This is a genomic window from Pseudomonas sp. ICMP 8385, from assembly GCF_002699915.1.
GTDB lineage: Bacteria > Pseudomonadota > Gammaproteobacteria > Pseudomonadales > Pseudomonadaceae > Aquipseudomonas > Aquipseudomonas gessardii.
The window spans coordinates 12,515-38,386 of the sequence record NZ_LKBY01000117.1 but is presented as its reverse complement, the minus strand read 5'-3'; the positions used below and the strand labels follow the sequence as shown (position 1 = coordinate 38,386).

The 25,872-nt window shown below is 61.5% G+C and carries 32 protein-coding genes; 29 read left to right on the top strand and 3 right to left on the bottom strand.

The annotated features are described in order from the left end of the window. The first annotated feature begins 73 nt into the window (after positions 1-73). The 13 genes from ccmA (at position 74) to AO268_RS22620 (ending at position 9,407) form a co-directional block, all read left to right on the top strand. Entirely contained in the window at positions 74-709 is a 636-nt protein-coding gene (ccmA, locus tag AO268_RS22680) for a cytochrome c biogenesis heme-transporting ATPase CcmA (RefSeq protein ID WP_099169926.1), read from the top strand. After that, positions 706-1,374, top strand: a complete 669-nt coding sequence (gene ccmB / locus AO268_RS22675) for a heme exporter protein CcmB (RefSeq protein ID WP_032859085.1) — start codon at positions 706-708, stop codon at positions 1,372-1,374. Before ccmA ends, ccmB begins: the two co-directional genes overlap by 4 nt. Positions 1,375-1,459: 85 nt before the next feature. Next, a complete protein-coding gene (locus AO268_RS22670) occupies positions 1,460-2,215 on the top strand; it encodes a heme ABC transporter permease (protein ID WP_099169925.1) in 756 nt (251 codons plus the stop codon). Next, on the top strand, positions 2,212-2,388 hold the full coding sequence (gene ccmD / locus AO268_RS22665) for a heme exporter protein CcmD (RefSeq protein WP_029292593.1): 177 nt from the start codon (positions 2,212-2,214) through the stop codon (positions 2,386-2,388). The genes AO268_RS22670 and ccmD overlap by 4 nt, the downstream gene beginning before the upstream one ends. Next, the gene (ccmE, locus tag AO268_RS22660; protein ID WP_099169924.1) at positions 2,385-2,840 is read left to right on the top strand and encodes a cytochrome c maturation protein CcmE; all 456 of its coding nucleotides are present in this window, start codon (positions 2,385-2,387) and stop codon (positions 2,838-2,840) included. Before ccmD ends, ccmE begins: the two co-directional genes overlap by 4 nt. Before the next feature lie 3 nt (positions 2,841-2,843). Then, positions 2,844-4,832 carry a heme lyase CcmF/NrfE family subunit gene (locus AO268_RS22655; RefSeq protein WP_099169923.1) on the top strand — a complete coding sequence of 663 codons (1,989 nt, stop codon included), beginning with the start codon at positions 2,844-2,846 and terminating at the stop codon, positions 4,830-4,832. Beyond that, positions 4,829-5,365, top strand: coding sequence for a DsbE family thiol:disulfide interchange protein (locus AO268_RS22650; protein WP_099169922.1), 537 nt, complete (start codon positions 4,829-4,831; stop codon positions 5,363-5,365). The genes AO268_RS22655 and AO268_RS22650 overlap by 4 nt, the downstream gene beginning before the upstream one ends. Then, the gene (locus AO268_RS22645) at positions 5,362-5,835 is read left to right on the top strand and encodes a cytochrome c-type biogenesis protein (protein ID WP_099169921.1); all 474 of its coding nucleotides are present in this window, start codon (positions 5,362-5,364) and stop codon (positions 5,833-5,835) included. The genes AO268_RS22650 and AO268_RS22645 overlap by 4 nt, the downstream gene beginning before the upstream one ends. After that, positions 5,828-7,021, top strand: coding sequence for a c-type cytochrome biogenesis protein CcmI (gene ccmI, locus AO268_RS22640; RefSeq protein WP_099169920.1), 1,194 nt, complete (start codon positions 5,828-5,830; stop codon positions 7,019-7,021). Before AO268_RS22645 ends, ccmI begins: the two co-directional genes overlap by 8 nt. A 15-nt stretch (positions 7,022-7,036) precedes the next feature. Further along, positions 7,037-7,432: a hypothetical protein gene (locus AO268_RS22635; protein WP_099169919.1), complete on the top strand. Its 396-nt coding sequence runs from the start codon at positions 7,037-7,039 to the stop codon at positions 7,430-7,432. Between the two features lie 369 nt (positions 7,433-7,801). Then, positions 7,802-8,620 (top strand): iron-containing redox enzyme family protein, encoded by an 819-nt coding sequence (locus AO268_RS22630; protein WP_099169918.1) that lies wholly within the window; start codon positions 7,802-7,804, stop codon positions 8,618-8,620. Positions 8,621-8,645: 25 nt separating this feature from the next. After that, on the top strand, positions 8,646-8,813 hold the full coding sequence (locus AO268_RS33850; RefSeq protein WP_099169917.1) for a rubredoxin: 168 nt from the start codon (positions 8,646-8,648) through the stop codon (positions 8,811-8,813). Beyond that, on the top strand, positions 8,814-9,407 hold the full coding sequence (locus tag AO268_RS22620) for a LysE family translocator (RefSeq protein ID WP_099169916.1): 594 nt from the start codon (positions 8,814-8,816) through the stop codon (positions 9,405-9,407). Positions 9,408-9,499: 92 nt separating this feature from the next. Here AO268_RS22620 and AO268_RS22615 read toward each other — a convergent pair whose 3' ends face one another. After that, positions 9,500-9,829, bottom strand: a complete 330-nt coding sequence (locus AO268_RS22615) for a DUF6124 family protein (protein ID WP_099169915.1) — start codon at positions 9,827-9,829, stop codon at positions 9,500-9,502. 599 nt (positions 9,830-10,428) lie between these two features. Here AO268_RS22615 and phnC point away from each other — a divergent pair. From phnC to AO268_RS22530, 16 genes are all read left to right on the top strand, one after another. Next, positions 10,429-11,262: a phosphonate ABC transporter ATP-binding protein gene (gene phnC, locus AO268_RS22605; protein WP_099169913.1), complete on the top strand. Its 834-nt coding sequence runs from the start codon at positions 10,429-10,431 to the stop codon at positions 11,260-11,262. A 32-nt stretch (positions 11,263-11,294) separates the two neighbouring features. Further along, positions 11,295-12,296 carry a phosphonate ABC transporter substrate-binding protein gene (gene phnD / locus AO268_RS22600; protein ID WP_099169912.1) on the top strand — a complete coding sequence of 334 codons (1,002 nt, stop codon included), beginning with the start codon at positions 11,295-11,297 and terminating at the stop codon, positions 12,294-12,296. Between the two features lie 183 nt (positions 12,297-12,479). Next, on the top strand, positions 12,480-13,262 hold the full coding sequence (phnE, locus tag AO268_RS22595) for a phosphonate ABC transporter, permease protein PhnE (protein ID WP_099169911.1): 783 nt from the start codon (positions 12,480-12,482) through the stop codon (positions 13,260-13,262). 35 nt (positions 13,263-13,297) lie between these two features. After that, complete coding sequence (gene phnF / locus AO268_RS22590) at positions 13,298-14,002, top strand: phosphonate metabolism transcriptional regulator PhnF (protein WP_176561405.1); 705 nt, start codon at positions 13,298-13,300, stop codon at positions 14,000-14,002. 11 nt (positions 14,003-14,013) lie between these two features. Beyond that, positions 14,014-14,454 (top strand): phosphonate C-P lyase system protein PhnG, encoded by a 441-nt coding sequence (gene phnG / locus AO268_RS22585; RefSeq protein WP_099169909.1) that lies wholly within the window; start codon positions 14,014-14,016, stop codon positions 14,452-14,454. After that, positions 14,451-15,041 (top strand): phosphonate C-P lyase system protein PhnH, encoded by a 591-nt coding sequence (gene phnH, locus AO268_RS22580; RefSeq protein ID WP_099169908.1) that lies wholly within the window; start codon positions 14,451-14,453, stop codon positions 15,039-15,041. Before phnG ends, phnH begins: the two co-directional genes overlap by 4 nt. Then, positions 15,041-16,117, top strand: a complete 1,077-nt coding sequence (locus AO268_RS22575; protein ID WP_099169907.1) for a carbon-phosphorus lyase complex subunit PhnI — start codon at positions 15,041-15,043, stop codon at positions 16,115-16,117. The genes phnH and AO268_RS22575 overlap by 1 nt, the downstream gene beginning before the upstream one ends. Then, positions 16,110-16,952, top strand: coding sequence for an alpha-D-ribose 1-methylphosphonate 5-phosphate C-P-lyase PhnJ (locus AO268_RS22570; protein ID WP_099169906.1), 843 nt, complete (start codon positions 16,110-16,112; stop codon positions 16,950-16,952). The genes AO268_RS22575 and AO268_RS22570 overlap by 8 nt, the downstream gene beginning before the upstream one ends. Next, on the top strand, positions 16,913-17,722 hold the full coding sequence (gene phnK / locus AO268_RS22565; RefSeq protein WP_169901373.1) for a phosphonate C-P lyase system protein PhnK: 810 nt from the start codon (positions 16,913-16,915) through the stop codon (positions 17,720-17,722). The genes AO268_RS22570 and phnK overlap by 40 nt, the downstream gene beginning before the upstream one ends. Then, positions 17,719-18,441: a phosphonate C-P lyase system protein PhnL gene (gene phnL / locus AO268_RS22560; protein WP_099169904.1), complete on the top strand. Its 723-nt coding sequence runs from the start codon at positions 17,719-17,721 to the stop codon at positions 18,439-18,441. The genes phnK and phnL overlap by 4 nt, the downstream gene beginning before the upstream one ends. Continuing rightward, positions 18,431-19,576: an alpha-D-ribose 1-methylphosphonate 5-triphosphate diphosphatase gene (locus tag AO268_RS22555; RefSeq protein ID WP_099169903.1), complete on the top strand. Its 1,146-nt coding sequence runs from the start codon at positions 18,431-18,433 to the stop codon at positions 19,574-19,576. The genes phnL and AO268_RS22555 overlap by 11 nt, the downstream gene beginning before the upstream one ends. Further along, entirely contained in the window at positions 19,576-20,142 is a 567-nt protein-coding gene (gene phnN, locus AO268_RS22550) for a phosphonate metabolism protein/1,5-bisphosphokinase (PRPP-forming) PhnN (RefSeq protein WP_099169902.1), read from the top strand. Before AO268_RS22555 ends, phnN begins: the two co-directional genes overlap by 1 nt. Next, a complete protein-coding gene (gene phnP / locus AO268_RS22545; RefSeq protein WP_099169901.1) occupies positions 20,133-20,882 on the top strand; it encodes a phosphonate metabolism protein PhnP in 750 nt (249 codons plus the stop codon). The genes phnN and phnP overlap by 10 nt, the downstream gene beginning before the upstream one ends. A gap of 121 nt (positions 20,883-21,003) precedes the next feature. Continuing rightward, positions 21,004-21,192, top strand: coding sequence for a type II toxin-antitoxin system HicA family toxin (locus tag AO268_RS22540; protein WP_099169900.1), 189 nt, complete (start codon positions 21,004-21,006; stop codon positions 21,190-21,192). Between the two features lie 24 nt (positions 21,193-21,216). Further along, positions 21,217-21,621 (top strand): type II toxin-antitoxin system HicB family antitoxin, encoded by a 405-nt coding sequence (locus tag AO268_RS22535; RefSeq protein ID WP_099169899.1) that lies wholly within the window; start codon positions 21,217-21,219, stop codon positions 21,619-21,621. 269 nt (positions 21,622-21,890) lie between these two features. Further along, positions 21,891-23,453: a M10 family metallopeptidase C-terminal domain-containing protein gene (locus AO268_RS22530; RefSeq protein ID WP_257154430.1), complete on the top strand. Its 1,563-nt coding sequence runs from the start codon at positions 21,891-21,893 to the stop codon at positions 23,451-23,453. Between the two features lie 35 nt (positions 23,454-23,488). On the opposite strand, the gene AO268_RS22525 is transcribed toward AO268_RS22530, so the two are convergent. Next, positions 23,489-24,685 (bottom strand): MFS transporter, encoded by a 1,197-nt coding sequence (locus tag AO268_RS22525; protein WP_099169898.1) that lies wholly within the window; start codon positions 24,683-24,685, stop codon positions 23,489-23,491. Positions 24,686-24,853: 168 nt separating this feature from the next. Continuing rightward, positions 24,854-25,858 carry a sulfate ABC transporter substrate-binding protein gene (locus AO268_RS22520; protein ID WP_099169897.1) on the bottom strand — a complete coding sequence of 335 codons (1,005 nt, stop codon included), beginning with the start codon at positions 25,856-25,858 and terminating at the stop codon, positions 24,854-24,856. Positions 25,859-25,872: the final 14 nt, after the last annotated feature.

The window sequence follows — 25,872 nt, the reverse complement described above, 5'->3', positions numbered from 1 at the left end:
GCCAATGCAGTTATTGTGCATCTCTTTAACGGCCGTTCCACCGCCGACTTGAACCGTAAAGGCCCGCGATCTTGTGACCAGCCCCCTACTTGAAGCCGTTGCGCTTGCCTGTGAGCGAGACCTGCGGATGCTGTTTGAACACCTTGAACTGCGTCTGGCGGGCGGCGACATGGTGCAGATCAGCGGCCCCAACGGCAGTGGCAAGACCAGCCTGCTGCGCCTGTTGGCCGGCCTGATGCAGCCCACGGCGGGCCAGGTGCGCCTCAACGGCAAGCCGCTGCATGAGCAACGCACGGAGCTGGCGCGCAACCTGGTGTGGATTGGCCATGCCGCTGGGATCAAGGATGTGCTCAGCGCCGAAGAAAACCTCAGTTGGCTCAGCGCCCTGCATCACCCGGCCACGCGCGAGTCGATCTGGCAGGCCCTGGCTGCCGTGGGCTTGAAGGGGTTTGAAGACGTGCCGTGCCATACCTTGTCCGCCGGCCAGCAGCGCCGCGTGGCCCTGGCCCGCCTGTACCTGGATGGCCCGCCGCTGTGGATCCTCGACGAACCCTTCACCGCCCTCGACAAACAGGGCGTGGCGCAGCTCGAAGAACACCTGGCCCGGCACTGCGAACAGGGCGGCATGGTGGTCCTCACCACCCACCACACCCTGACCCGCATGCCTGCCGGTTACCGCGACCTGGACCTGGGGCGGTGGTCGGTATGAGTGTCTTTGCCCTGTTGGTCGCCCGCGAAGCCCGCTTGCTGTGTCGCCGCCCGGCGGAGTTGGCCAACCCGCTGGTGTTCTTCGCAATTGTCATCGCGTTGTTCCCTTTGGCGGTCGGCCCCGAGACTAAACTGTTGCAAACCTTGTCTCCGGGACTGGTGTGGGTAGCGGCCCTTTTGTCCGTCCTGCTCTCGCTGGACGGGCTGTTTCGCAGTGATTTTGAAGATGGTTCCCTTGAGCAGTGGGTCCTTTCGTCGCACCCCCTGCCTCTTCTGGTACTGGCCAAGGTACTGGCACACTGGGCCTTCTCCGGCCTGGCGCTGGTCTTGCTCGCGCCGTTGCTGGCGATGATGCTGGGCCTGCCTGCCGAATGCCTGCCGGTATTGCTGGCCTCGTTGTTGCTGGGCACCCCGGTGCTGAGCTTGCTGGGAGCGGTGGGCGCGGCACTGACCGTGGGCCTCAAACGTGGGGGGCTGTTGCTGGCCTTGCTGATTTTGCCTTTGTATATCCCGGTGTTGATCCTGGGCAGCGGCGCCTTGCAGGCCGCGCTCATGGGGATGCCGGCGACCGGTTACCTCTTGTGGCTTGGCAGCCTGACCGCCCTGGCGGTAACCCTGACACCTTTTGCTATAGCGGCCGGCCTGAAGATCAGCGTCGGCGAATAATGAGGTCTGGTTAAGTGTTATGCCTTAACCAGTAAAGACCCTAGACTTTTCGCAACGACGAAAAGCAACCGTGATGGAAACAGCAATGAACTGGACCTGGTTTCACAAGCTCGGCTCGCCCAAGTGGTTCTACGGCATCAGCGGCACAATGCTGCCCTGGCTGGCCGTCGCGGCTTTCCTGCTGATCGGCAGCGGCCTGGTCTGGGGCCTGGCCTTCGCACCGCCGGACTACCAGCAGGGCAACAGCTTTCGCATCATCTATATCCACGTACCTGCCGCGCTACTGGCCCAGTCCTGCTACGTGATGCTGGCGGTGTGCGGCATTGTCGGCCTGGTGTGGAAGATGAAGCTGGCCGACGTCGCCCTGCAATGCGCGGCGCCCATCGGTGCGTGGATGACCGCCGTGGCGCTGCTGACCGGGGCGATCTGGGGCAAGCCGACCTGGGGCTCGTGGTGGGTCTGGGATGCGCGACTGACGTCGATGCTGATCCTGCTGTTTCTGTACTTCGGGCTGATTGCCCTGGGCAACGCCATCAGCAATCGTGACAGCGCCGCCAAGGCCTGCGCGGTGCTGGCGATTGTCGGCGTGATCAATATCCCGATCATCAAGTACTCGGTGGAGTGGTGGAACACCCTGCACCAGGGCGCCACCTTCACCCTCACCGAAAAACCGGCGATGCCTGTGGAAATGTGGGCGCCGCTGCTGCTGATGGTCCTGGGCTTCTACTGCTTCTTCGGTGCGGTGCTGCTGATGCGCATGCGCCTCGAAGTGCTCAAGCGTGAAGCCCGCGCCAGTTGGGTCAAGGTCGAAGTGCAAAACAGCCTGGGAGCCCGTGGATGAGTTTCGCCTCTTTCAGTGATTTTCTTGCCATGGGCCACCATGGCCTGTACGTCTGGACCGCCTATGGCATCAGCCTGGCCGTCCTGGCCCTCAACGTCGTTGCGCCGATCCTGGCCCGCAAGCGTTACCTGCAACAAGAGGCGCGTCGTCTGCGCCGGGAGACCGATAAGTGAATCCGCTGCGTAGAAAACGTCTGTTGATCATCCTTGCCATCCTGGTGGGCGTCGGCATTGCCGTGGGCCTGGCCTTGAGTGCCTTGCAGCAGAATATCAACCTGTTCTATACCCCGACCCAGATCGCCAATGGCGAAGCCCCGCAAGACACGCGGATCCGCGCCGGCGGCATGGTCGAGGCCGGTTCCCTGAAGCGCTCCGGCGACTCCCTGGACGTGACCTTCGTGGTCACCGACTTCAATAAATCCGTGACCATCACCTACCGCGGCATCCTCCCGGACCTGTTCCGCGAAGGGCAGGGCATTGTCGCCCTGGGCAAGATCAACGCCGACGGCGTGGTGGTGGCCGATGAAGTGCTGGCCAAGCACGATGAAAAATACATGCCGCCGGAAGTAACCAAGGCGTTAAAAGACAGCGGCCAATCCGCGCCAACCCCAGCCAAGGAGGGTTAAGCGATGACCTCTACATTGTTTATCCCCGAGTTGGGCCAACTGGCGATGATCCTCGCCCTGTGCTTTGCCATCGTCCAGGCCATCGTGCCGCTGCTGGGCGCTTGGCGCGGCGACCGGTTGTGGATGAGCCTGGCGCAACCCGCCGCCTGGGGCCAGTTCGCGTTCCTGGCGTTCGCCTTCGGTTGCCTGACTTACGCCTTTATGACCGACGACTTTTCCGTCGCCTATGTGGCCAGCAACTCCAACAGCGCCTTGCCCTGGTACTACAAGTTCAGCGCCGTGTGGGGCGCCCACGAAGGCTCCCTGCTGCTGTGGGCCCTGATCCTCGGCGGCTGGACCTTTGCCGTGTCGGTGTTCTCCCGGCAGTTGCCGCACGTGATGCTGGCGCGGGTGCTGGCGGTGATGGGCATGATCAGCATCGGCTTCCTGCTGTTTTTGATCATGACCTCCAACCCGTTCGAGCGGATTCTGCCGCAGATTCCCATGGACGGTCGCGACCTCAACCCGTTGCTGCAGGATATCGGCCTGATCGTCCACCCGCCGATGCTCTACATGGGCTACGTGGGCTTCTCCGTGGCCTTCGCCTTTGCCATCGCCGCCTTGCTCGGCGGGCGTCTCGACGCCGCCTGGGCGCGTTGGTCGCGGCCATGGACCATCGTCGCCTGGGCTTTCCTCGGCATCGGCATCACCCTGGGCTCGTGGTGGGCCTACTACGAACTCGGCTGGGGCGGCTGGTGGTTCTGGGACCCGGTGGAAAACGCCTCCTTCATGCCCTGGCTGGTGGGCACGGCACTGATCCACTCCCTGGCGGTCACGGAAAAACGCGGGGTGTTCAAGAGCTGGACCGTGTTGCTGGCTATTGCCGCTTTCTCCCTGAGCCTCTTGGGCACGTTCCTCGTGCGTTCCGGCGTGCTGACGTCGGTACACGCATTCGCCGCCGACCCTGAGCGCGGCGTGTTTATCCTGATCTTCCTGCTCTGTGTGGTCGGCGGTTCGCTGACCCTGTTCGCCCTGCGCGCGCCGGTGGTCAAGAGCCACGTGGGCTTCAACCTGTGGTCGCGGGAAACCCTGTTGCTGGGCAACAACCTGGTACTGATCGTCGCCGCCTCGATGATCCTGCTGGGCACCCTGTACCCGCTGGTACTCGATGCCCTGACCGGCGCCAAGCTGTCGGTCGGCCCGCCGTACTTCAACGCCTTGTTCATCCCGTTGATGGGCCTGTTGATGGTGGTGATGGCGGTTGGCGTGCTGGTGCGCTGGAAAGACACCCCGGTCAAATGGCTGCTGGGCATGCTGACCCCGGTGTTGCTGGGCAGTGCCGCCTTGGCGGTGGTTGCCGGGGTTGCCTATGGCGACTTCAACTGGGCAGTGCTTGCCACCTTCATGCTGGCGGCCTGGGTGTTGCTGGCCGGCGTGCGCGATATCTTCGACAAGACCCGGCACAAGGGCCTGATCAAGGGCCTGCCGACCCTGACCCGCAGCTACTGGGGCATGCAGATCGCCCATATCGGTATCGCCGTGTGTGCCCTGGGCGTGGTGTTGTCCAGCCAGAACAGCGCCGAGCGCGACCTGCGCCTGGCCCCTGGCGAGTCCATGGACCTGGGCGGCTACCAGTTCGTCTTTGAAGGTGCCAAGCACTTCGAGGGGCCGAACTTCACCTCCGACAAAGGCACCGTGCGCGTACTGCGCAACGGCCAGCAAATTTCCGTGCTGCACCCGGAAAAACGCCTGTACACCGTGCAGAGTTCGATGATGACTGAAGCCGGGATCGACGCCGGGTTCACCCGTGACCTCTACGTGGCATTGGGCGAGCCGTTGGGCGATGGCGCCTGGGCCGTGCGCGTTCACGTCAAGCCGTTTGTACGCTGGATCTGGTTCGGCGGCCTGCTGACCGGCTTTGGCGGTTTGCTGGCGGCGCTGGACCGGCGTTACCGGGTCAAGGTCAAGAGCCGGGTGCGTGAAGCCCTCGGCATGCAGGGAGCCGCAGTATGAAACGTTGGTTGATGGTAGTGCCGCTGGCGCTGTTTCTGCTGGTCGCGGTGTTTTTGTATCGCGGCCTGTACCTGGACCCGGCCGAGCTGCCGTCGGCGATGATCGGCAAGCCGTTCCCGGCGTTCTCGCTGCCGACGGTGCAGGGCGATAAAACCCTGACCCAGGCCGACCTGATCGGCAAACCGGCGCTGGTCAATGTGTGGGCCACCTGGTGCATCTCCTGCCGCGTGGAACACCCGGTGCTGAACAAGCTGGCCGAGCAGGGCGTGGTGATCTACGGCATCAACTACAAGGACGACAATGCGTCGGCCGTGAAGTGGCTGGCGGAGTTCCACAACCCGTATCTGCTGGACGTACGCGATGAAGACGGCAACCTGGGCCTGAACCTCGGCGTGTATGGCGCCCCGGAAACCTTCTTTATCGACGCCAAGGGCGTGATCCGCGACAAGTTCGTGGGGGTGATCGACGAAGTGATCTGGCGCGAACAACTGGCGGCCAAGTACCAGGCCCTGGTGGACGAGGCCAAGCCATGAAGCGCTGGTTGACCGCCGCCGTCCTGGCCCTGGGCCTGCTGGGTGTGGCCCACGCGGCCATCGATACCTACGAATTTTCCACGCCGGCCGACCGCGAGCGCTTTCATGAGCTGACCAAGGAACTGCGCTGCCCCAAGTGCCAGAACCAGGACATCGCCGACTCCAACGCACCGATTGCCGCCGACCTGCGCAAAGAGATCTTCCGCATGCTGGGTGAGGGCAAGGACAATCAGCAGATCATCGACTTCATGGTCGATCGCTACGGTGATTTTGTCCGCTACAGACCCGCGCTGACGAGCAAGACTGCGCTGCTGTGGTTTGGCCCCGCCGCCCTGTTGCTGGGTGGCCTGGTGGTCATGGCTGTGATCGTCCGCCGTCGTCGTGCGGCACCTACCGATGGATCTGACGCGCTATCTGCCCAAGAGCGCCAACGCCTCGACCAACTGCTGGACAAAAAAACTGATGATTGATTTCTGGCTCGCAGCTGGCCTGCTGCTCCTGGTTGCCTTGAGTTTCCTGTTGATCCCGGTGTTGCGCGTGCGTCGCGCCCAACGTGAAGAAGATCGCACTGCGCTGAACGTTGCGCTGTATCAGGAACGGGTTGCCGAACTGCAAACCCAACAAAGCGAAGGCGTGCTCAACGCAGCACAGCTCGACACCGGCCGCGCCGAAGCCGCCCGCGAATTGCTGGCCGATACCGAAGGTGTGGAAAAACCTCGCGAATCGCGCCTGGGCAAGCCACTGCCACTGCTGGCCGCCGTGCTGGTGCCGGTGCTGGGCCTGGGGCTGTACCTGCATTATGGTGCCATCGACAAGGTTGAACTGACCCACGAATTCTCCCAGCCGCCGGTGTCCCTTGCCGACATGACCCAGCGCCTGGAACGGGCAGCAGCGGCGCAACCGGACTCGGCCGAAGGCCTGTACTTCCTGGGGCGCGCCTATATGGCCCAAGACCGTTCGGCCGATGCGGCCAAGGTCTTCGAGCGCGCCGTGGCCCTGGCCGGCCGCCAGCCGGAATTGCTAGGGCAGTGGGCCCAGGCGCAGTACTTTGCCAACAACAAACAATGGTCGCCGCAGCTTCAGGCCTTGACCGACGAAGCGCTGAAGCTCGATCCGAAAGAAGTCACCAGCCTCGGCCTGCTGGGCATCGCCGCCTTTGAAGGGCAGCGTTACCAGGAAGCTATCGACTACTGGAACCGCCTGCTGGCCCAGTTGCCGGAGCAGGACAGCTCCCGCGTAGCGCTGCAAGGCGGCATCGACCGCGCGGCCGAGAAGTTGAAAGAGGGCGGCGCTGCCGTCGCGCCGACCGCCAAGACCGCCGTGATGAAAGTACGCGTGGACCTGGCGGCGGATGTCAAAGCCCGCGCTCTGCCGACCGACAGCGTATTCATCTTCGCCCGCGCCGCTTCCGGCCCGCCGGCGCCACTGGCCGCCAAGCGCGTCACCGTGGCCGACCTGCCGGTGACCGTCGAACTGGGCGATGCCGATGCGATGATGCCGCAGTTGAAACTGTCCAACTTTCCCGAAGTCCAACTGGTTGCGCGCATCTCACGGGCCGGTCAACCGACTGCCGGCGAGTGGATCGGCCGCAGTCAAACCCTGGCCAGCAGCACCACCGCGACCCAGCAGTTGACCATCGACAGCCCGGACCAATAATTTCGAGGAACCCCCATGACCGCCATCGCTCGTATCACCCTGCTCAGCCTGGTCTTGGGCTTGAGCGCTTGCGCGGTTCATCGGCCACCACCAGGGCCTACGGGCCCGACCCTCCCACCGTCGGGCCCCTCGACCCAGCCGGTAACCAAACCTTCCGGCCCGGTCACCGCCCCCGCCAAGCCCTTGCCCAGCAAGTCCCCAACCTTCGCCCCACCCCCCGGCGCCGCCAGCCACTGGGACGGCAAGATGCAGGTCTACGTGCTGGACGAACAACCGCACACCTTCTACCGCCAGCGCACCTACTACCGCTGGAGCAACGGCTGGAGCCGCTCCATCAGCCCCAACGGGCCATGGGAAGAGACGAATGTGCAGGGTGTACCGCCGGGGTTGAGTAAGCAGTACGCGAAATGAACTGCCTGTGAGTGATCGTTCCCATGCTGCGTGGGAACGAGTTCCTAAAGGCGACCTTTGAACGGTCGCCTTTTTTATGATTGTTTTTGGTGTTGCTTAATTTGTTGTGGGAATTACCCTTCGCTAAAATAGGAAATTTCTTTGTTTGTCCTGCGAGTAATGTGTGGGAATAGATTTATATATTAAACGGAATTGTAGTCTTGTATTTTTTTATTTTGGAAAGAATGGCTCTGGCTCGCCTGTTTTAGCGGGGTGAGAAATATTTCTTCGTTTGGTTGACATTTTTTCTACGTGGATAATAATTTTTATATGGAGGCAAGGGGACTACTAATGGATTTATAAACTTATGGTGTGGAGAGGGAGTTAAGTATGAACGTTGAGTCTTCGTCCGAGTTTGGATCTGCTAAAAGAACTGATAAGAACGAAATATATAGAGTGTGTGAGGCTGGATATAACGAAATTGCCAGTGCAATCATCAGGCACGGTGCACTTCGAGAGCTTGAAAGGTTTGGTGAGATCCTTTCGGCCCAACCCTTGAGCCATGAGGGACTGGCCACGTTCTTTGGAACCCTATGGGCGTTTTTCAAAGATGTCCCAGCAGGTATCGTGGCATTGGCTGCACGGGTTACAGATGAGTGGATCAAAGAAGATAGATGGAATGGAACTGCGAAAGCTGCTCATATTCTCTACGCATCTGTGGACGAGTATGGGTTACATCAACATAACAAACATATGCTGCCAACCCATCACCAGATGTTCAAGGAACTGACGACCCACTTGGGTTTATCTGATGCTGAATTATTCAACCCTCACTACATTCTTCCGGAGGGTACTGCCATGGGAAATAACACCCATCGATCGTACCGCTCTGAATTCTTAGGGGAGGCATTGGGTTTTCATCTCGCATCGGAGATGACGTCGTCGCGGGAGTTTCAGTATTTTCTCAAAGGGTTTCAGAGATACGCAGCCTCCTATGGTTTAAGGGGGGAAGATGATCCGGTCCTGGCCTTTTTTGCAATTCATTGTGAAGTCGAACCTATGCATGTAGCGACAGGGCGAGAAATAATAATTTCTTATTTGGAAAAAAATCCAAGTATTGCTCCGCAAGCGATGCGCGGGGCAATGGCCTTTATGGATGGGTTTGAACATATGTTTGCTGCGTTGAATCAACGCCTGACGATTGTTTGAATCCACAAGTTCAAGGGTTTTCGCTATGTCAAAATCTTACGAATGTCAAATTTGTCACTATATTTATTCGGAGCTTACTGGGGAGCCCTTAGCTGATATTGAGGCTGGGACAACTTGGGAGCAGATAGGTGAGGACTTTAAGTGCCCGCATTGCCATGCAAATAAAAAAATGTTTAGGGAGGCTTTGGAGTAGGTGCAAGAAATTCTGAGTTCTGCGGCGTTTGCCACAATTTTATCGCTAAGTTTTGGACCCGTAGCCTTCATTATTTTTAGGCAGTCCATCACCCATGGCCTACGGAGCGCAGTACCCGGAGCATCAGGTGCGGCGGTTGCAGATGCAGTGTTTGCAGCCGTCGCCTTTACAGGCTTAAAGACAGTCGAAGGGGTTTGGTTGGCAAACAGTCACCTATTAACGTGGTTGGCGATTGCTTATATTTTTTACTTGGGTGCGATGACTTTCAAAAGACACAGCTCACCAAAACAGGTGAAGAGCGCGGCGGGTTTTATCCCTGTTTTCTTGCTGACGTTGACCAGTCCTTTCACCATCGTTGCGATTTCTTCTTACGCCATCGCCAGTGGGATTCCCCTTGAAGGGTATGGACTTTACTGGTGTTTAAGCGGCTTTCTGGCCGGTTCATTTCTAGGTCAGATGGTTTATGCCGTGGGAGGCGGGTTTATCAAAAAGCATCTGCCCGACCCTCCGAACCTAAGCGTGTTCAACCGGGTCAGCGGGGGCCTCCTGATGGGATTTTCGGTATACCAGGGGGCTCGTATTTTGGTTGGATAACCGAATCTTTTCCGGTCGCCTTTTTTATAACTTGAAATCCCATCCAGATGTGGGAGCTGGCTTGCCAGCTCCCACAGGGATTTACTTGGCCGTCAGGCCGCCGGGCATTCCCGGTGCAACGCTGCGTCTACTAACAACTGCGCCATCTCAATCAATTGCACCACCGCCATCACCTGCTTACGGCTGGAGCCTTCAAGATGCTCGGTGCAGTCGTACGCACTGACTACCGCCGACTCGAGCATTTCACAGGCGTTGCTCAACGCTTCTTCGGTGCTGAGGCCGGCACGGACCGTGAAGAGTTTTTCTGATGGGGTACAGACAGGTTGCGAATGCAGTTCGTAATGCTTGAACGCGCGTTGGGCGGCTTCGTGGAGTTTGCTGTCGTTCAGGGAGTAGGGCGGGCTAGGTGTGACTTTTTTCATGCAGTAAATCTCCATTCAATTGGAACTCACCACATCCGCGACCAAGCCGAAGGGTGGCGAGCTGTACGCAGGTTGGTCGACCAGGGAATGGAAACCCGGCAGGGCCTAAGCCCTCCCACGTACAGCTCGCCATAACGCGAACACAATAATGCCGCTCGCGCGGCACTGTGCGCCATTCTAACCCGGGCGACCAAACCCGATCGCTGATGAGCAGCGACTGCGAGAGGCTAACGGTGCGTTATAGCAACTGCAAGCCACAGGGGTCGTAGGAAAAGTCGCATATATGGTGCATGGGAAAAGCCCTTCAGCTATCCCAACCTTTTTGATCCTCCCCCATGCAGCAAAGAAACGCATCCTGCCCCTGCACAGGATCGGGACGCAGAGCGTCCCTGGCGGCATTCCCACGCGGAGCGTGGGAACGATCCTTATCCTCATGTGCATGGGAATTATCCTTCAGCTGTTCCAACCTTTCATAAAACCTTCATCAAACCGCCCCCCTGTCGTCATGTGCAAGTCATAGCCCTGACACCTGCCGCGCCTACTGTCATTTGAACTCAAACACAGCCCCGCAAGGCTGTTCAAACCAGACAGAGAAGCCCATGACTCCCGCTATCCATGTCGATCGCCTGAACAAGACCTTTGCGAAGAAAACCGCGTTGGTCGACCTCGAACTCACTATCGCCACTGGCGAAATGGTTGCCCTGATCGGTGCGTCCGGCTCCGGCAAGTCCACGTTGTTGCGCCACCTCGCGGGCCTGGCCTGTTGCGACAAGGGCAATGGCGGCAGCGTCAAGGTGCTGGGCCGCCAGGTGCAGGCCAGTGGGCGGTTGAATGGCAAGGTGCGGCGGCTGCGCGCGGATATTGGCTATATCTTCCAGCAGTTCAACCTGGTCAATCGCCTGAGTGTGCTCGACAACGTGTTGCTCGGTTGCCTGGGCCGTATGCCGCGCTGGCGCGGCAACCTCGGGTTGTTCAAGGCCGAGGAAAAGCAATGTGCCATGGAGTCCCTGGCACGGGTCGGCCTGGCGGACCTGGCCCAGCAGCGCGCCTCGACCCTGTCCGGTGGCCAGCAGCAGCGCGTGGCGATTGCCCGGGCGTTGACCCAGCGTGCCGAAGTGATCCTGGCCGACGAGCCGATTGCCTCCCTGGACCCGGAGTCGGCGCGCAAGGTTATGGAGATTCTCGCCGATATCAACCGCCGTGACGGCAAGACCGTAGTCGTGACCCTGCATCAAGTCGATTACGCCATGCGGTATTGCCCGCGTGCCGTGGCGCTCAAGGACGGGCGCATTCATTTCGATGGGCAGGGCCGCGAGATGAGCAGCCAGTTCCTCAACGATCTGTACGGTGCCGACGTCGACACCAGCCTGATGTTTTCCGAGTCGCCGCGCCGTGCCGAGCTACCCCAGCGCCTGGCCCTGGCCCGCGCTTGAACCCCCACCCACGATCTATAGGAGTCGCTTGCATGTTGAACCGTATCGGTCATGTTTTCCTGTCCGCCGTGTTGTTGGCCAGCGTCGCCATGGGCAATGCCCAGGCTGCCGACAAGGCCATCAACTTCGGCATCATGTCCACCGAGTCTTCGCAGAACCTCAAGAGCATCTGGCAGCCGTTCCTCGACGACATGCACAAGAAGACCGGCCTGACCATCAACGCTACCTTCGCCTCCGACTACGCCGGGCTGATCCAGGGCATGCGCTTTAACAAAGTGGATGTGGCCTGGCTCGGCAACAAGGCGGCGATGGAGGCGGTGGATCGCTCCAACGGCCAGATCTTCGCCCAGACCGCCGCCGCCAACGGCGCCGCCGGCTACTGGAGCCTGTTGATCGTGCGCAAGGACAGCCCGCTCAACTCCGTCGAAGACATGCTCAAGAACGCCAAGAACCTGACCTTCGGCAATGGCGACCCGAACTCCACCTCGGGCTACCTGGTGCCGGGCTACTACGTGTTCGCCAAGAACAACGTGGATGCCGCCACCGCCTTCAAGCGCACGCTCAATTCCAGCCATGAAGTCAACGCACTGAGCGTGGCCAAGGGGCAGTTGGACGTGGCCACCTTCAACACCGAAAGCTGGGACCGCCTGGAAGTGACCCAGCCGGACAAGGCCGCCCAACTCAAGGTGATCTGGAAGTCGCCGCTGATCCCCGCCGACCCGCTGGTGTGGAGCAAGGCCCTGACGGACAGCGAGAAGAGCAAAATCCGCGATTTCATCTTCAGCTACGGCGACACCGATGAAGAAAAGGCTGTGCTCAAGAACATGCAGTTGGGCAAGTTCCTCGCCTCCAATGACGACCAGTTGCTGCCGATCCGCCAACTGGAGCTGTTCAAGCAGCGCACGACCATCAGCGCCGACAGCAAGCTGGCCGAGGCAGATAAAGCCAAGAAGCTGGCGCAGATCGACGCCGACCTGGCCACGCTGCAACAGCGCCTGAGCGAGCTGGACAAGAAACCCGCCGCCAACGGCTGACCCCCTGTGGGACCGGAGCCTATGTGTGAACTGGGCCTATGTGGGAGCGGGCTTGTGTGGGAGCGGGCTTGCTCGCGAAAGCGGTGAATCAGTCGCTGGATGTGTTGAATGACACACCGCATTCGCGGGCAAGCCCGCTCCCACACACAGAGGCCCGGCTCCAACCATTATCGAGAGTGATCCATGACGACCTTGCACGCTGAAGCCGTAGGCAAAAGAACCTGGCCGCAATACCTCGGCTGGGGCCTGTTCCTGGTGTTGCTGGCCTGGGCCTGGAAAGGCGCGGAAATGAACCCGCTGGCGCTGTACCGCGACTCGGCAAACATGGCGACCTTCGCCGCTGACTTCTTCCCGCCGGACTTCCACGAGTGGCGCGCCTACCTCAAGGAAATGATCGTCACCGTGCAAATCGCCCTCTGGGGCACGGTGCTGGCGATTGTCTGCTCGGTGCCCCTGGGCATCCTCTGCGCCGACAACATCACGCCCTGGTGGATTCACCAACCCCTGCGCCGGGTGATGGATGCCTTCCGTTCGATCAACGAAATGGTGTTCGCCATGTTGTTCGTGGTGGCGGTCGGCCTTGGTCCGTTTGCCGGGGTACTGGCCCTGTGGATCAGCACCACCGGGGTTCTGGCCAAGCTATTTGCCGAAGCCGTCGAGGCCATCGACCCCGGCCCCGTGGAAGGCGTACGCGCCACCGGTGCCAGCGCCTTGCAAGAGGTGATCTACGGCGTGATCCCGCAAGTCATGCCGCTGTGGGTGAGCTATGCGCTGTACCGCTTCGAGGCCAATGTGCGCTCGGCGACGGTGGTGGGCATGGTCGGCGCCGGCGGCATCGGCGTGATCCTGTGGGAGAACATCCGCGCCTTCCAGTTCGTGCAGACCTGCGCGGTGCTGCTGGTGATCATCGTGGTGGTGAGCCTGATCGACGTGCTGTCCCAACGCCTGCGCAAGCGGTTTATCTGACTTTGGAGGGGTGCCTGCGGGCGCTTTTTTTAAGCATGCAGTTGTCTAGACAAGATGAGCCGGTGTACCGCGAACTCGCCGATATCCTGCGCCGCGAACTCAGCGGCTACCAGGCCGGGGAGTTCCTGCCGGGCGAGGTGCAGTTGGCCGAACGCTTTGGCGTCAACCGCCACACCCTGCGCCGCGCCATTGATGAGCTGGTGTTTGAAGGCAGCCTGCTGCGTCAGCAGGGCAAGGGCACGCAGGTGCTGGACCGGCCGCTGATCTACCCGATGGGCGCCGACACCGCCTACAGCCAGTCGCTGTCGGCCCTGGGGCATGGCGTGCAGGCGCTGCTGCTCAAGCGTCGTTACTGCTACGCCAGCCGCGAAGAAGCGCAGCACCTGGGCATCGCCGAAATGGCGCCGATGATCGAGCTGCAAACCCTGCGCAAGCTCGACCAGCAGCCCGTCAGCCTGATCCGCCATCGCTACTGCGCAAGCCAAGCGCCGTTGCTGGCGCACTACAACGGCGGCTCCCTGCGCCAATACCTGCGCGAGCGCGACCTGCCGCTGACCCGCACCCAGAGCCTGATCGGTGCGCGCTTGCCCAACCGCGACGAAGCCGCACTGCTGATGATGCCCCGGCACTTGCCGGCCTTGACCGTATTCACCCTTTCCCGCGATCGCGATGGCCGCCCGGTGGAGCTGGCGCAGTCCACCAGCCGTTCGGATCGCTTCCAGTACCAGGTGGTGACTTGATGGAGACCCCGATGAATCTGTCCCCGCGTCAGCATTGGATTGGCGTACTTGCCCGCGCCCAGCTCAATGAACTGCAACCCCACGAAGCGGCCTTGAAGGACGCCGAGTACCAACTGATCCGCGCCCCGGAAATCGGCATGACCCTGGTGCGTGGGCGCATGGGCGGCAATGGCGCGCCGTTCAACGTCGGCGAAATGACGGTGACCCGCTGTGTGGTGCGCCTGGCCGATGGCCGCACCGGCTACAGCTACCTGGCGGGGCGCGACAAGGTCCACGCCGAACTGGCAGCCCTGGCCGATGCCCATCTGCAAAACACGCCGCCGAGCCCGTGGCTCACGGATTTGATCAGCGCACTGGCCCAGGCCCAAGCCCGGCGCCGCGCGCAAAAAGAAGCCGATACGGCGGCGACCAAGGTCGAGTTCTTCACCCTGGTGCGAGGAGAAAACGGATGAACGCTCAATTATTGCAACCGGCGTTTGTCGAGCCGGTGCTGGATGCCCAACGCAGTTTTCGCGCAGCGCTCAAGGCCTTGGCTGAACCGGGTGTGATCCAGCACCTGCCGGCAGCCCCGTACCTCGATGGCCTGGCGCCCGCCACCTATGCCTTGTGCCTGGCGCTGCTGGATGTGGACACGCCGCTGTGGCTGGCACCGGCGTTCGACACGCCGCTGATCCGCGCCAACCTGGCCTTCCACTGTGGCTGCCCGTTGGTCGCACGTCGGGAGGAGGCCGCGTTTGCCCTGCTCGGCGAGCCGGAGCTGCTCGATCTGAGCGGCTTCGACCATGGCAATGACCGCTACCCGGACCAGTCCTGCACCTTGCTGGTCCAGCTTACCGCCCTCGACGCCGGGCACGCCTTGCTCTGGCGCGGCCCGGGCATCCAGGCCCAGCGCCGGGTGCAGGTGCCGGTGCCGCCGGCGTTCTGGCTGGAGCGCCAGCGCCGTGAAGCTTTCCCCCGTGGCCTGGACGTGTTGTTCAGCGCCGGCCATCAGTTGCTCGGCCTGCCGCGCAGCAGCCGCATCACACAGGAGCACGCCTGATGTACGTAGCCGTCAAAGGTGGCGAACAGGCCATCGACAATGCCCACCGCCTGCTGGCGAAAAAACGCCGGGGCGATCCTGCCGTACCTGAGCTTGGCGTCGAGCAGATCCGCCAGCAACTGCCCCTGGCCGTGGCGCGGGTGATGAGTGAAGGCTCGCTGTACGACACCGAGCTGGCTGCGCTGGCAATCAAGCAGGCGGCGGGGGACCTGGTAGAAGCGATCTTCCTGTTGCGCGCCTACCGCACCACGTTGCCGCGTTTCAGCCCGAGCCTGCCGATCGACACCGCGCAGATGTCGTTGAGCCGGCGGTTGTCGGCCACCTTCAAGGATGTGCCGGGTGGCCAACTGCTGGGCCCGACCTTCGACTACACCCATCGCCTGCTGGATTTTGCGCTGCTGGCCGAAGGTGCGTATCCAGGCCCGCAGACCACGGCGGACGCGCAACTCGAACCGTGCCCACGGGTGCTGGGGTTGCTGGCCAAGGAAGGCCTGATCAAGCACGAGGCCGACGACCACGCCCGCGTCGCCGATATCACCCGTGACCCGCTGGAGTTCCCCGCCAGCCGTGCCGAACGCCTGCAAGCCCTGGCCCGTGGCGATGAAGGGTTTCTGCTGGCGCTGGGTTATTCGACCCAGCGTGGCTACGGGCGCAACCACCCGTTTGCCGGGGAGATTCGCATCGGTGACGTCGAGGTCTGGATCGATCCCGAAGAACTGGGCTTTGCCATCTGCCTGGGCAGCATCGAAGTCACCGAGTGCGAAATGGTCAACCAGTTCGTCGGCTCGGCTACCGAGTTGGCGCAGTTCACCCGCGGCTATGGCCTGGCGTTCGGGCATGCCGAGCGCAAGGCCATGGGCATGGCCCTGGTGGACCGCTCGCTGCGGGCCGAGGAGTACAGCGAAGAGATTGTCTCGCCGGCCCAGCGCGAAGAGTTCGTGCTGGCCCACTGCGACAACGTCGAGGCCGCCGGTTTTGTCTCGCACCTTAAATTGCCGCACTACGTGGACTTCCAGGCCGAACTGGAACTGATCCGCAAACTGCGCCAACCGGCCGAGGGCACTCGCCATGAATGATGCCGCCTACAACTTCGCCTACCTCGACGAGCAGACCAAACGCATGATCCGCCGCGCCTTGCTCAAGGCCGTGGCGATTCCCGGCTACCAGGTGCCCTTTGGCGGGCGCGAGATGCCGCTGCCCTATGGCTGGGGCACCGGCGGCATGCAACTGACGGCGGCGATCCTGGGGGCTGATGATGTGCTCAAGGTTATTGACCAGGGCGCCGACGACACCACCAATGCCGTGTCCATCCGCCGCTTTTTTGCGCGCACCGCCGGTATCGCCACCACCGAAGCCACCCCCGACGCCACGGTGATCCAGACCCGCCACCGCATCCCGGAAACCCCGCTGCAGGCCGGGCAGATCATGGTCTACCAGGTGCCGATCCCCGAGCCGCTGCGCTTTATCGAACCCTCGGAAACCGAGACCCGCACCATGCACGCCCTCAACGATTACGGGGTGATGCACGTAAAACTCTACGAAGACATCGCCACCTTCGGCCATATCGCCACCGCCTATGCCTACCCGGTGATGGTCGACGAGCGCTATGTGATGGACCCTTCGCCGATCCCCAAATTCGACAACCCGAAACTCGACATGAGCCCGGCGCTGATGCTGTTCGGTGCCGGCCGCGAAAAGCGCCTGTACGCGCTGCCGCCGTATACCCAGGTCAGCAGCCTGGACTTCGAGGATCACCCTTTTGAAGTGCAGAAGTGGGACCACCACTGCGCCATCTGCGGTAGCCATGAATCGTTCCTCGATGAGCTGATTCTCGACGATGCCGGGACCCAGAGTTTCGTGTGTTCCGACACCTGGTACTGCGCCCAGCGGGTCAAGGAGAACAACCAGTGAGCCAGCCATTATTGCAAGTGCGCGACCTGTCCCTGCTGTACGGCCCCGAGAAGGGCTGCCAGGCCGTGAGTTTTGATCTGTACCCCGGCGAAGTGCTGGGGATTGTCGGCGAGTCCGGCTCGGGCAAATCCACTTTGCTCTCGTTGCTGAGCGGGCGCTTGCCACCCCAGGCCGGCAGCATCGGCTATCGCAGTCAGGACGGCGAATGGCTGGACCTCTACAGTGCCAGCGAAGCCGAGCGCCGCACCTTGTTGCGCACCGAATGGGGCTTTGTTGAACAGAACCCCCGCGACGGCCTGCGCATGGGCGTGTCCGCTGGCGCCAACATTGGTGAGCGCCTGATGGCCCAGGGCGTGCGCAACTACGCGCAATTGCGTGGTGCCGGCCTGGACTGGCTGGGCCAGGTGGAGATCGATCCGCAGCGTATCGACGACCTGCCGCGCACTTTCTCTGGCGGCATGCAGCAGCGCCTGCAAATCGCGCGCAACCTCGTTTCCAGCCCGCGCCTGGTGTTTATGGACGAGCCCACCGGGGGCCTGGATGTGTCGGTGCAGGCGCGCCTGCTCGACCTGCTGCGCGGCCTGGTGCGCGAGCTGGACCTGGCGGTGGTGATCGTCACCCATGACCTGGCGGTCGCACGGTTGCTGGCCGATCGCCTGGTGGTGATGCGCCGCTCGCGGGTGGTGGAAACCGGGCTGACGGACCAGATCCTCGACGATCCACAGCACCCTTATTCTCAACTGCTGGTGTCTTCGGTATTGCAGCCATGACAAATGCCCTGATCGAGGTCCGTGACCTCTCGAAAACCTTCACCCTGCACCAACAACATGGGGTAGTGCTCAACGTGCTGCGCGGCGTGGACCTGCGCGTGCAGGGCGGTGAGTGCCTGGTGCTGCACGGCCAGTCCGGCGCCGGTAAAAGCACCTTGCTGCGCACCCTGTACGGCAACTACCTGCCCGCGGGCGGCAGCATTCGCATCCGTCACGCTGGGCAATGGCTGGAGCTGGTGGGCGCGCAGCCCCGGGACATTCTCCAGGTGCGCCAGCAGACCCTGGGCTATGTCAGCCAGTTTTTGCGGGTGATCCCACGGGTCGCCTGCTTGGAAGTGGTGATGGAGCCCGCGCTGGCCCGTGGCTGGACGAAAGCCGACGCCCAGGCGCGTGCCGAGCAGTTACTGGCGCGCCTGAATATCCCCCGGTGCCTGTGGTCGCTGGCGCCGGGCACGTTCTCCGGGGGCGAGCAGCAGCGGGTCAATATCGCGCGCGGCTTTATGGTGGACTGGCCGGTGATGTTGCTCGACGAGCCGACAGCGTCCCTGGATGACCACAACCGCCAGGTCGTCCTGGAGCTGATCAACGAAGCCAAGGCCGGCGGTGCCGCACTGATCGGCATCTTCCATGACCGTGCCGCCCGTGAGGCGGTGGCCGACCGCCATTTGGACATGACGCCCGCTGTGATCACCGATGAGGACTACGCCGATGCCCGCTGAACAGATCCTTAGCAATGCCCGACTGGTGACCGCTGATCGTGTATTTCTTGGCAGCCTGGTGCTGCGTGACGGGGTGATCGTCGACCTCGCTGAAGGCCGCAGCCAATTGCCCCAGGCCCAGGACCTGGGCGGTGATTTCCTGCTGCCGGGGCTGGTGGAGTTGCACACCGACAACCTGGAAAAACACATGACCCCGCGCCCCGGCGTGGACTGGCCATCGACCTCGGCAGTGCTCAGCCATGATGCGCAGATCATCGCGGCGGGCATCACCACGGTGTTTGATGCGGTGTCCATCGGCGACGTGAACCCCAAGGGCAATCGCATGCAGAAACTGCCGGCGATGCTCAATGCCATTGCCTCGGCGCAGGAAGCCGGCCTGACCCGCGCCGAACACCGCCTGCACCTGCGTTGCGAGCTGTGCCACCCGGACACCTTGAGCGTGTTCCGTGACCTGGTGGAAAACCCGCTGGTGCAGTTGGTGTCGGTGATGGACCACTCGCCGGGCCAGCGCCAGTTCGTGCTGGAGTCCAAGTACCGCGAGTACTACATGGGCAAGTACCACCTGGACGAGGCCACCATGGACGCGTTCGTGGTGCTGCAAATGGCCAACTCCAAGGCCTACAGCGACCGCTACCGCGCCGCGATCGTCGAGCATTGCCTGGCGCGTGGCCTGTCGGTGGCCAGCCATGACGACGCGACCCTGGCCCATGTCGAGGAGTCAGCGCGTTATGGCATGAACATCGCCGAGTTCCCCACCACCCTGGAAGCGGCGCGTGGTTGCCGGCAACTGGGGATGAAAGTGCTGATGGGCGCACCGAACGTGGTGCGCGGCGGGTCCCACTCGGGTAATGTGGCCGCCGCCGGCCTGGCCGCCGAAGGATTGCTGGATATACTTTCCAGTGACTACTACCCGGCCAGCCTGCTGCCGGCGGCCTTTGCCCTGGCGGCCCAGGACAATGGCTGCGAGCTGCCCCAGGCGATCCAGATGATCAGCCTGGCCCCTGCACAGGCGGCGGGCCTCAAGGATCGCGGGGAAATTGCCGTGGGCCTGCGTGCGGACCTGGTGCAAGCCAGGGCCCAGGGCGGGCTGCCGGTAGTCCAACAAGTCTGGCGACAAGCCAAGAGGGTGTTTTGATGGCGGGCAGGTTGATCTATCTCATCGGGCCATCGGGTTCGGGCAAGGACAGCCTGTTGGAGGCGGCGCGCGGGCCATTGGCCGAGCGCGGTTGCCGTATTGTGCGGCGGGTGATCACCCGTTCGGCCGAAGCGGTGGGCGAGGCCGCCCAGGGCGTGAGCCCCGCGCAATTCGCCGCGCTGCAAGCCGAGGGCGGCTTTGCCCTCAGTTGGCAGGCCAATGGTTTGTCTTATGGCATACCCCGGCAGATCGACGACTGGCTGGCGGCCGGCGACGATGTGTTGGTCAATGGCTCCCGTGGGCACCTGGCGCAAACCCGCGCGCGTTATCCGACGCTGTTAGTGGTGCTGCTGACGGTGGACCAGGCGGTGTTGCGCCAGCGCTTGCTGGCGCGGGGCCGTGAGTCGGTGGCAGAAATCGACGCGCGCCTGGCACGCAATGCGCAGTTTCGCGACAGCCTGCAGGCCGCGCCCGGGGTGTTCCTGCTGGATAACTCCGGGCCGTTGGCGCACACCGTCGCCCGCTTGCTCGATTGTCTGGAGGAGGGGCACTCGGCATGCGCCTGACCCTGTTGGGCACCGGCGACGCCCGCCAAGTCCCGGTGTATGGCTGTGAATGCGCGGCCTGTACCCTGGCGCGCAGCGATGAACGCCTGCGCCGCCGGGAGTGCAGCGCGCTGATCGAGTGCGGCGACCAGCGCTGGTTGATCGACAGCGGGCTGACGGACCTGACCGCGCGTTTCCCGCCCCGCAGTTTCAACGGCATTTTGCAGACCCACTACCACGCCGATCATGCCCAGGGCCTGCTGCACCTGCGCTGGGGCCAGGGCTTGATCATCCCGGTGCATGGCCCGGCAGACCCCGAAGGCCTGTCGGACCTCTACAAACACCCCGGCATCCTCGATTTCAGTCAGCCCTTTGCCGCGTTCGAGACCCGGCAGTTTGGCGAGCTGGCGGTCACCGCGTTACCCCTCCAGCATTCCAAGCCGACCTTCGGCTACCTACTGCAAGGGCAGGGACGGCGCCTGGCCTATCTGACCGACACCACGGGCCTGCCCCCGGCGACCCTCGACTGGCTACGGCGCGAGCCCCTGGACGTGCTGGTCATCGACTGCTCCATGCCACCGCAACCCCAGGCGCCGCGCAATCACAATGACTTGACATTGGCCCTGCAATGCATCGACGCGAGCGGTGCCGAGCTTGGGGTGCTGACCCACGTCGGGCACACCCTGGATGCCTGGCTGTTGCAGCATCGCGCTGAACTGCCACCGCAGGTGACGGTGGGCTGGGATGGGCGCGTGCTTTAGCGCAATGCCTGCGGCTTTTCAATATCCGGCAAAACAACCGCCAGTCTGCTCCGATAAATCTGTGCTTGAGTAAAGGTAACCCTAGGGTTATTTTTATTCAGGCCGGAGCAAGGAGGCTGTGGTGCAAAGCAGGCTATTGATCAAGGAACTGCAAGAGGCGGGCTGGGTGCTGGATCGGGTCACGGGCAGCCATCATCTTTTCACCCATCGCTATAACCCGTACACGATACCGGTGCCCCATCCCAAGAAGGACCTGCCCTTGGGCACCGTGCGAAGTATCCGGCAGCGTGCCGGGCTGTTTTCGTTCTAGGTCGGTTTTTTAAGGAGACTATTCATGCAATACCCAATCTGTATCGAATGGGGCGATGACTTTACCGCCACCGGTATCCAGATCCCCGATATTCCAGGCGCGGTGACCGCCGGGGACAGTTTTGAAGAGGCTTACAACGCCGCTGTCGAAGTGGCCCACATCCTGTTGCAGGAGATGGCGAGCGAAGGCCAGGCGATTCCCATGCCGACCTCGGTCGCGGCCTATCACAGCCATGAGGAGTACGCCGGGATGGGCTGGGGCATGCTGGAGCTCGATATCTCGCCCTACCTGGGCAAGACCGAGAAGGTCAATGTGACGTTGCCGGGGTATGTGATCCAGCGTATTGACCGTTATGTACGCGAGCACAAGGTCAAAAGCCGTTCGTCATTCCTGGCGGATGCGGCGTTGGAGAAGTTGGTGCGTTCTTAGTGTCGCTGAGGTTGCGTTGAATCTGAAAATGTAGAGCGGATATTTCTTATAACGCTGACGATTTGGATTGAAACAAGCTGTTCTTTTTTGTGTTTTTTAATCGCGGTCAGAGGGTTGGGCACACATTTTCGAGACGCAGTAACGGATGAGGATTGTCAGAATTCATGTGTTTTGTCAGCAAAACAAACTGGAGGCCAAAGCGTTTCAATAAGACTCAAAGCCCAAGTGGCGAGGTGATTTCCTGCATGGAAGATTAAAGGGGGATGACGGTGAGCGAGACGGCTTTCGTGATGAAGGCAAGCCGTTGGACGCTGCTGTCCCAGCCCTTAATCGATTTGGAGAACGCCATGAGTCAAATAAACAATACCTCTGTAAGCCCTGATTATTACCCGGCAAAAACGGCTGGGCAGCACAAGCAGCCGTCTTACTCCCGTAAGAAACGCTCCCTCACCACTGATCAGGCTGCCCAGCAGATTACGCGAAGCGGTATGCGCTTTTATGACCAGGACAAGAACGGCAAGACGCAGGTTTCCTTCAATCTGCGGGAGTTCACCGAGCCACAGAAGGCCTGTGCCCGTCGGGCCTTTCAGGCTTGGCAAGACGTGGCCAATATCAGTTTTCATGAAAATGCCCGCGTGCCGGACGGATCTATTCAGGTAAAAGGTAACGGCGGGTCGAACCGGGGCGTGGCTTGGGGGCCTACGCATCAGAACCCGGCAGCAAGTGCCCAGATCGGTACGCAAGGGGTGCCCTCTACACCCAGGGAGGGCAGCCATTTTCATACCACGATGGTACATGAGATCGGGCACTGCCTTGGGTTGGCGCACCCCTCTGACTACAACGGCGGGGGCACCTACGATCGGGACGCAAAGTATGCGCAGGATACACGGGCCAACTCGGTCATGAGTTATTGGGCCGAAAGCGAGAACGCCGGCCACAACTTCAAGAATAAGCTGCCATCGGCGCCTATGATGCATGACATTGCGTCGATTCAGCGTATGTATGGTGTCAACCGCAATACCCGCAACACGGACACTACCTATGGTTTTAATTCCAACACCGGGCGTGACGTCATGAGCTTGAAAAGTGCTCGTGATTCAGCCCTTTTTTGTGTGTGGGATGGTGGCGGGAACGACACCCTGGATTTTTCCGGGTATTCGCAGAACCAGAACATCAACCTCAAGGCGGAGTCCTTCTCGGACGTTGGAGGGATGCGCGGGAATGTTTCCATCGCCAAAGGGGTAACGATGGAAAACGCCATCGGCGGTTCAGGTAATGATGCGTTGACGGGCAATGACGCGGATAACCGCCTCAAGGGGGGAGGTGGGGCAGACGTATTCCTGGGGGGCGGCGGCGCTGACACCTTCGAGTACGACAAAGCCAGTGATTCGACGCCGCAGAACCCTGACCTGATCAAGGATTTCACCAGCGGCACCGATAAGATCGATGTTTCCAAAGCCTTGAAAAACACCGGTATCAAAGACCTCAACTTCACCTCTCAATTCAAAGGGCAGCGAGGCGAGGCGGTGTTGAGCCATGACGCGAAGACAGGGCGTGGCAGTTTGGCGATCGATATGAGTGGTAATGGCAAGGCTGACTTGCTGTTGAACACCGTTGGCAAAATCCAGCACTCCGATATTGTCACGCAAGAGCAGGCACCCACCCCTACTCCTACTCCTGCGCCGGCCCCTGATCCAGCCCCAACGCCAGCCCCAGACACCAAGGCTTCGCTGCTCGCAACGTTGACAGGGGTCCTCCAGGCGACCCTTATGATGTTGCAGGGGCTCTTGCGGTTGTTTGAAAAAAGCCCGTCGGGGCTGGGCCGCAGGTAAGCCACAGGCAGGACTCTGAGCGTGCTGACGGAGGGTCAGGCGCTCACTGCCAACGCGGCCCTGGATACCCGCACAAAACGCAGCAAGGCCACCAGCGGGAACGCGCTGCCCACCAGTATCACCCCAAGCCAACCGCCGTGTTCATACACACTGCTGGCAATGGCCGAGCCAAAGGCGCCGCCGATAAAGATGCTGGTCATGTACAGCGCGTTCAAGCGGCTGCGGCTGTGGGCGTCGAGGGCGTAGATGGCCCGCTGGCCGAGGACCATATTCATCTGCACGCAGAAGTCCAGGACCACGCCGGTCACCGCCAGGCCAATCACACTGTAGATCGGGTGGATAAACGCCGGCAGAAAACTCAGCGCGGCAAACAGCATCGCCAGGAGCGAGGCGCGTTGGGTATGCCCAGCATCGGCCAGGCGCCCGCTGATAGGGGCGGCAATGGCGCCGAGGGCACCGACCAGGGCAAACAGGGCAATCTCGCTCTGGCTCAGGCCGTGGTTACGCGACAACTCCACGGGCACGGCGCTCCAGAACAGGCTGAAGGCAGCAAACAGGCAGCCCTGGTAGAACGCCCGTTGGCGCAGCAACGGTTGTTCGCGCAGCAAGGTGCCCAACGAGCGCAGTAATTGGCCATAGCTGGCGCTGTGATCCGGCTGGCGCTTGGGCATGGTCAACAACAGCACCACGCTGATGATCGCCATCATCGCGGCGGCGGCCATGAACATCACCCGCCAGCCGAAGTGGTCTGCCACCAGGCTGGACACCGGCCGTGCCAGCAGGATGCCCAGCAACAGGCCACCCATGATGCTGCCCACCACCCGGCCGCGGGATTCGGCGGGCGCCAGGTGCGCGGCCAGGGGAATCAGGATTTGCACTGACACCGAGCTGAAGCCGATCAGCAACGACACCAGCAGGAACAGGTTCGGCTGCTCGGTAAAGGCCGCGCCCAACAGGCTGGCAATGGCGACCACGGTGGTGGTGATCATCAACCGGCGGTTTTCCAACAGGTCGCCCAGCGGCACCAGGAAGAACAGGCCCAGGGCATAGCCGATCTGGGTCAGGGACACAATCAGGCTGGCCATGGCCGGCGTCAGGCCAATGTCTGGGGCGATCAGTTCAATGATCGGTTGTGCGTAGTAGAGGTTGGCGACGATGGCGCCACAGCAGAACGCGAACAGCAGCACCATGCCACGGGTCAGGGTGGCGGTGGTGGGTGGGGTAGCGGTCATGGTGTTCTCGTTAAAACGGGGAAGGAGGGCGTGAAAGGTAAAGGGTAGGCGAGGGAGAGGGTAAAGTGTTACTGATGATTTCAGTCATGCCTGGCATTGATGCCTTGCGCAGAACCCAATGTGGGAGTGAGCTTGCCCACTCCCACATGTTTGACCGTGCTCGGTCAGTTATTGGCCGTTGTAGATCTGGTCAAACACCCCGCCATCATTGAAGTGGGTCTTCTGCACGGTGCGCCAGTCGCCAAAGGTCTTCTCGACCGACAGGAAGTCGACTTTCGGGAAGCGATCGGTGTACTTGGCCAGCACCTTCGGGTCCCGTGGACGCAGGTAGTTGTTGGCCGCAATTTCCTGGCCTTCGGCCGACCACAGGTATTTGAGGTAGTCATCGGCCACCGCGCGGGTGCCTTTTTTATCGACCACTTTGTCGACCACCGACACCGGTGGCTCGGCTTCGGCAGAAACGCTTGGGTAGACCACCTCGAACTGATCGCGGCCGAATTCACGGGCAATCATTTCCGCTTCGTTTTCAAAGGTCACCAGCACGTCGCCGATCTGGTTGGTCATGAAGGTGGTGGTGGCGGCACGGCCACCGGTATCGAGCACCGGTGCCTGCTTGAACAGCTTGCCGACAAAGTCCTTGGCCTTGTTTTCATCGCCGCCGTTCTTCAGCACGTAGCCCCAGGCCGACAGGTAGGTGTAGCGCCCGTTACCCGAGGTCTTGGGGTTGGGCACGATCACCTGCACGCCGTCCTTGAGCAGGTCCGGCCAGTCTTTGAGGGCCTTGGGGTTGCCCTTGCGCACGATAAACACGGTGGCAGAGGTGAAGGGTGCGCTGTTGTCGGGCAGGCGGGTGACCCAGTTGTCCGGCACCAGTTTGCCGTTGTCCGCCAGGGCGTTGATATCGGTGGCCATGTTCATGGTGATCACGTCAGCCGGCAGGCCATCGATGACCGAGCGCGCCTGTTTGCTGGAGCCGCCGAAGGACATCTGCAAGGTCAGCTTGTCGTCCGGGTGCTCGGCTTGCCAGTGCTTCTGGAACGCGGCGTTGTAATCCTTGTAGAAGTCGCGCATCACGTCATAGGAGACGTTGAGCAGGGTGGTCGAGGCGGCCTGGGCGCCGGCAGATAGTGCAAGGCCGGCGGCCAGCAGAGAAGCGCTAACGAGTTTTTTCACTGCTCATTCCTTGT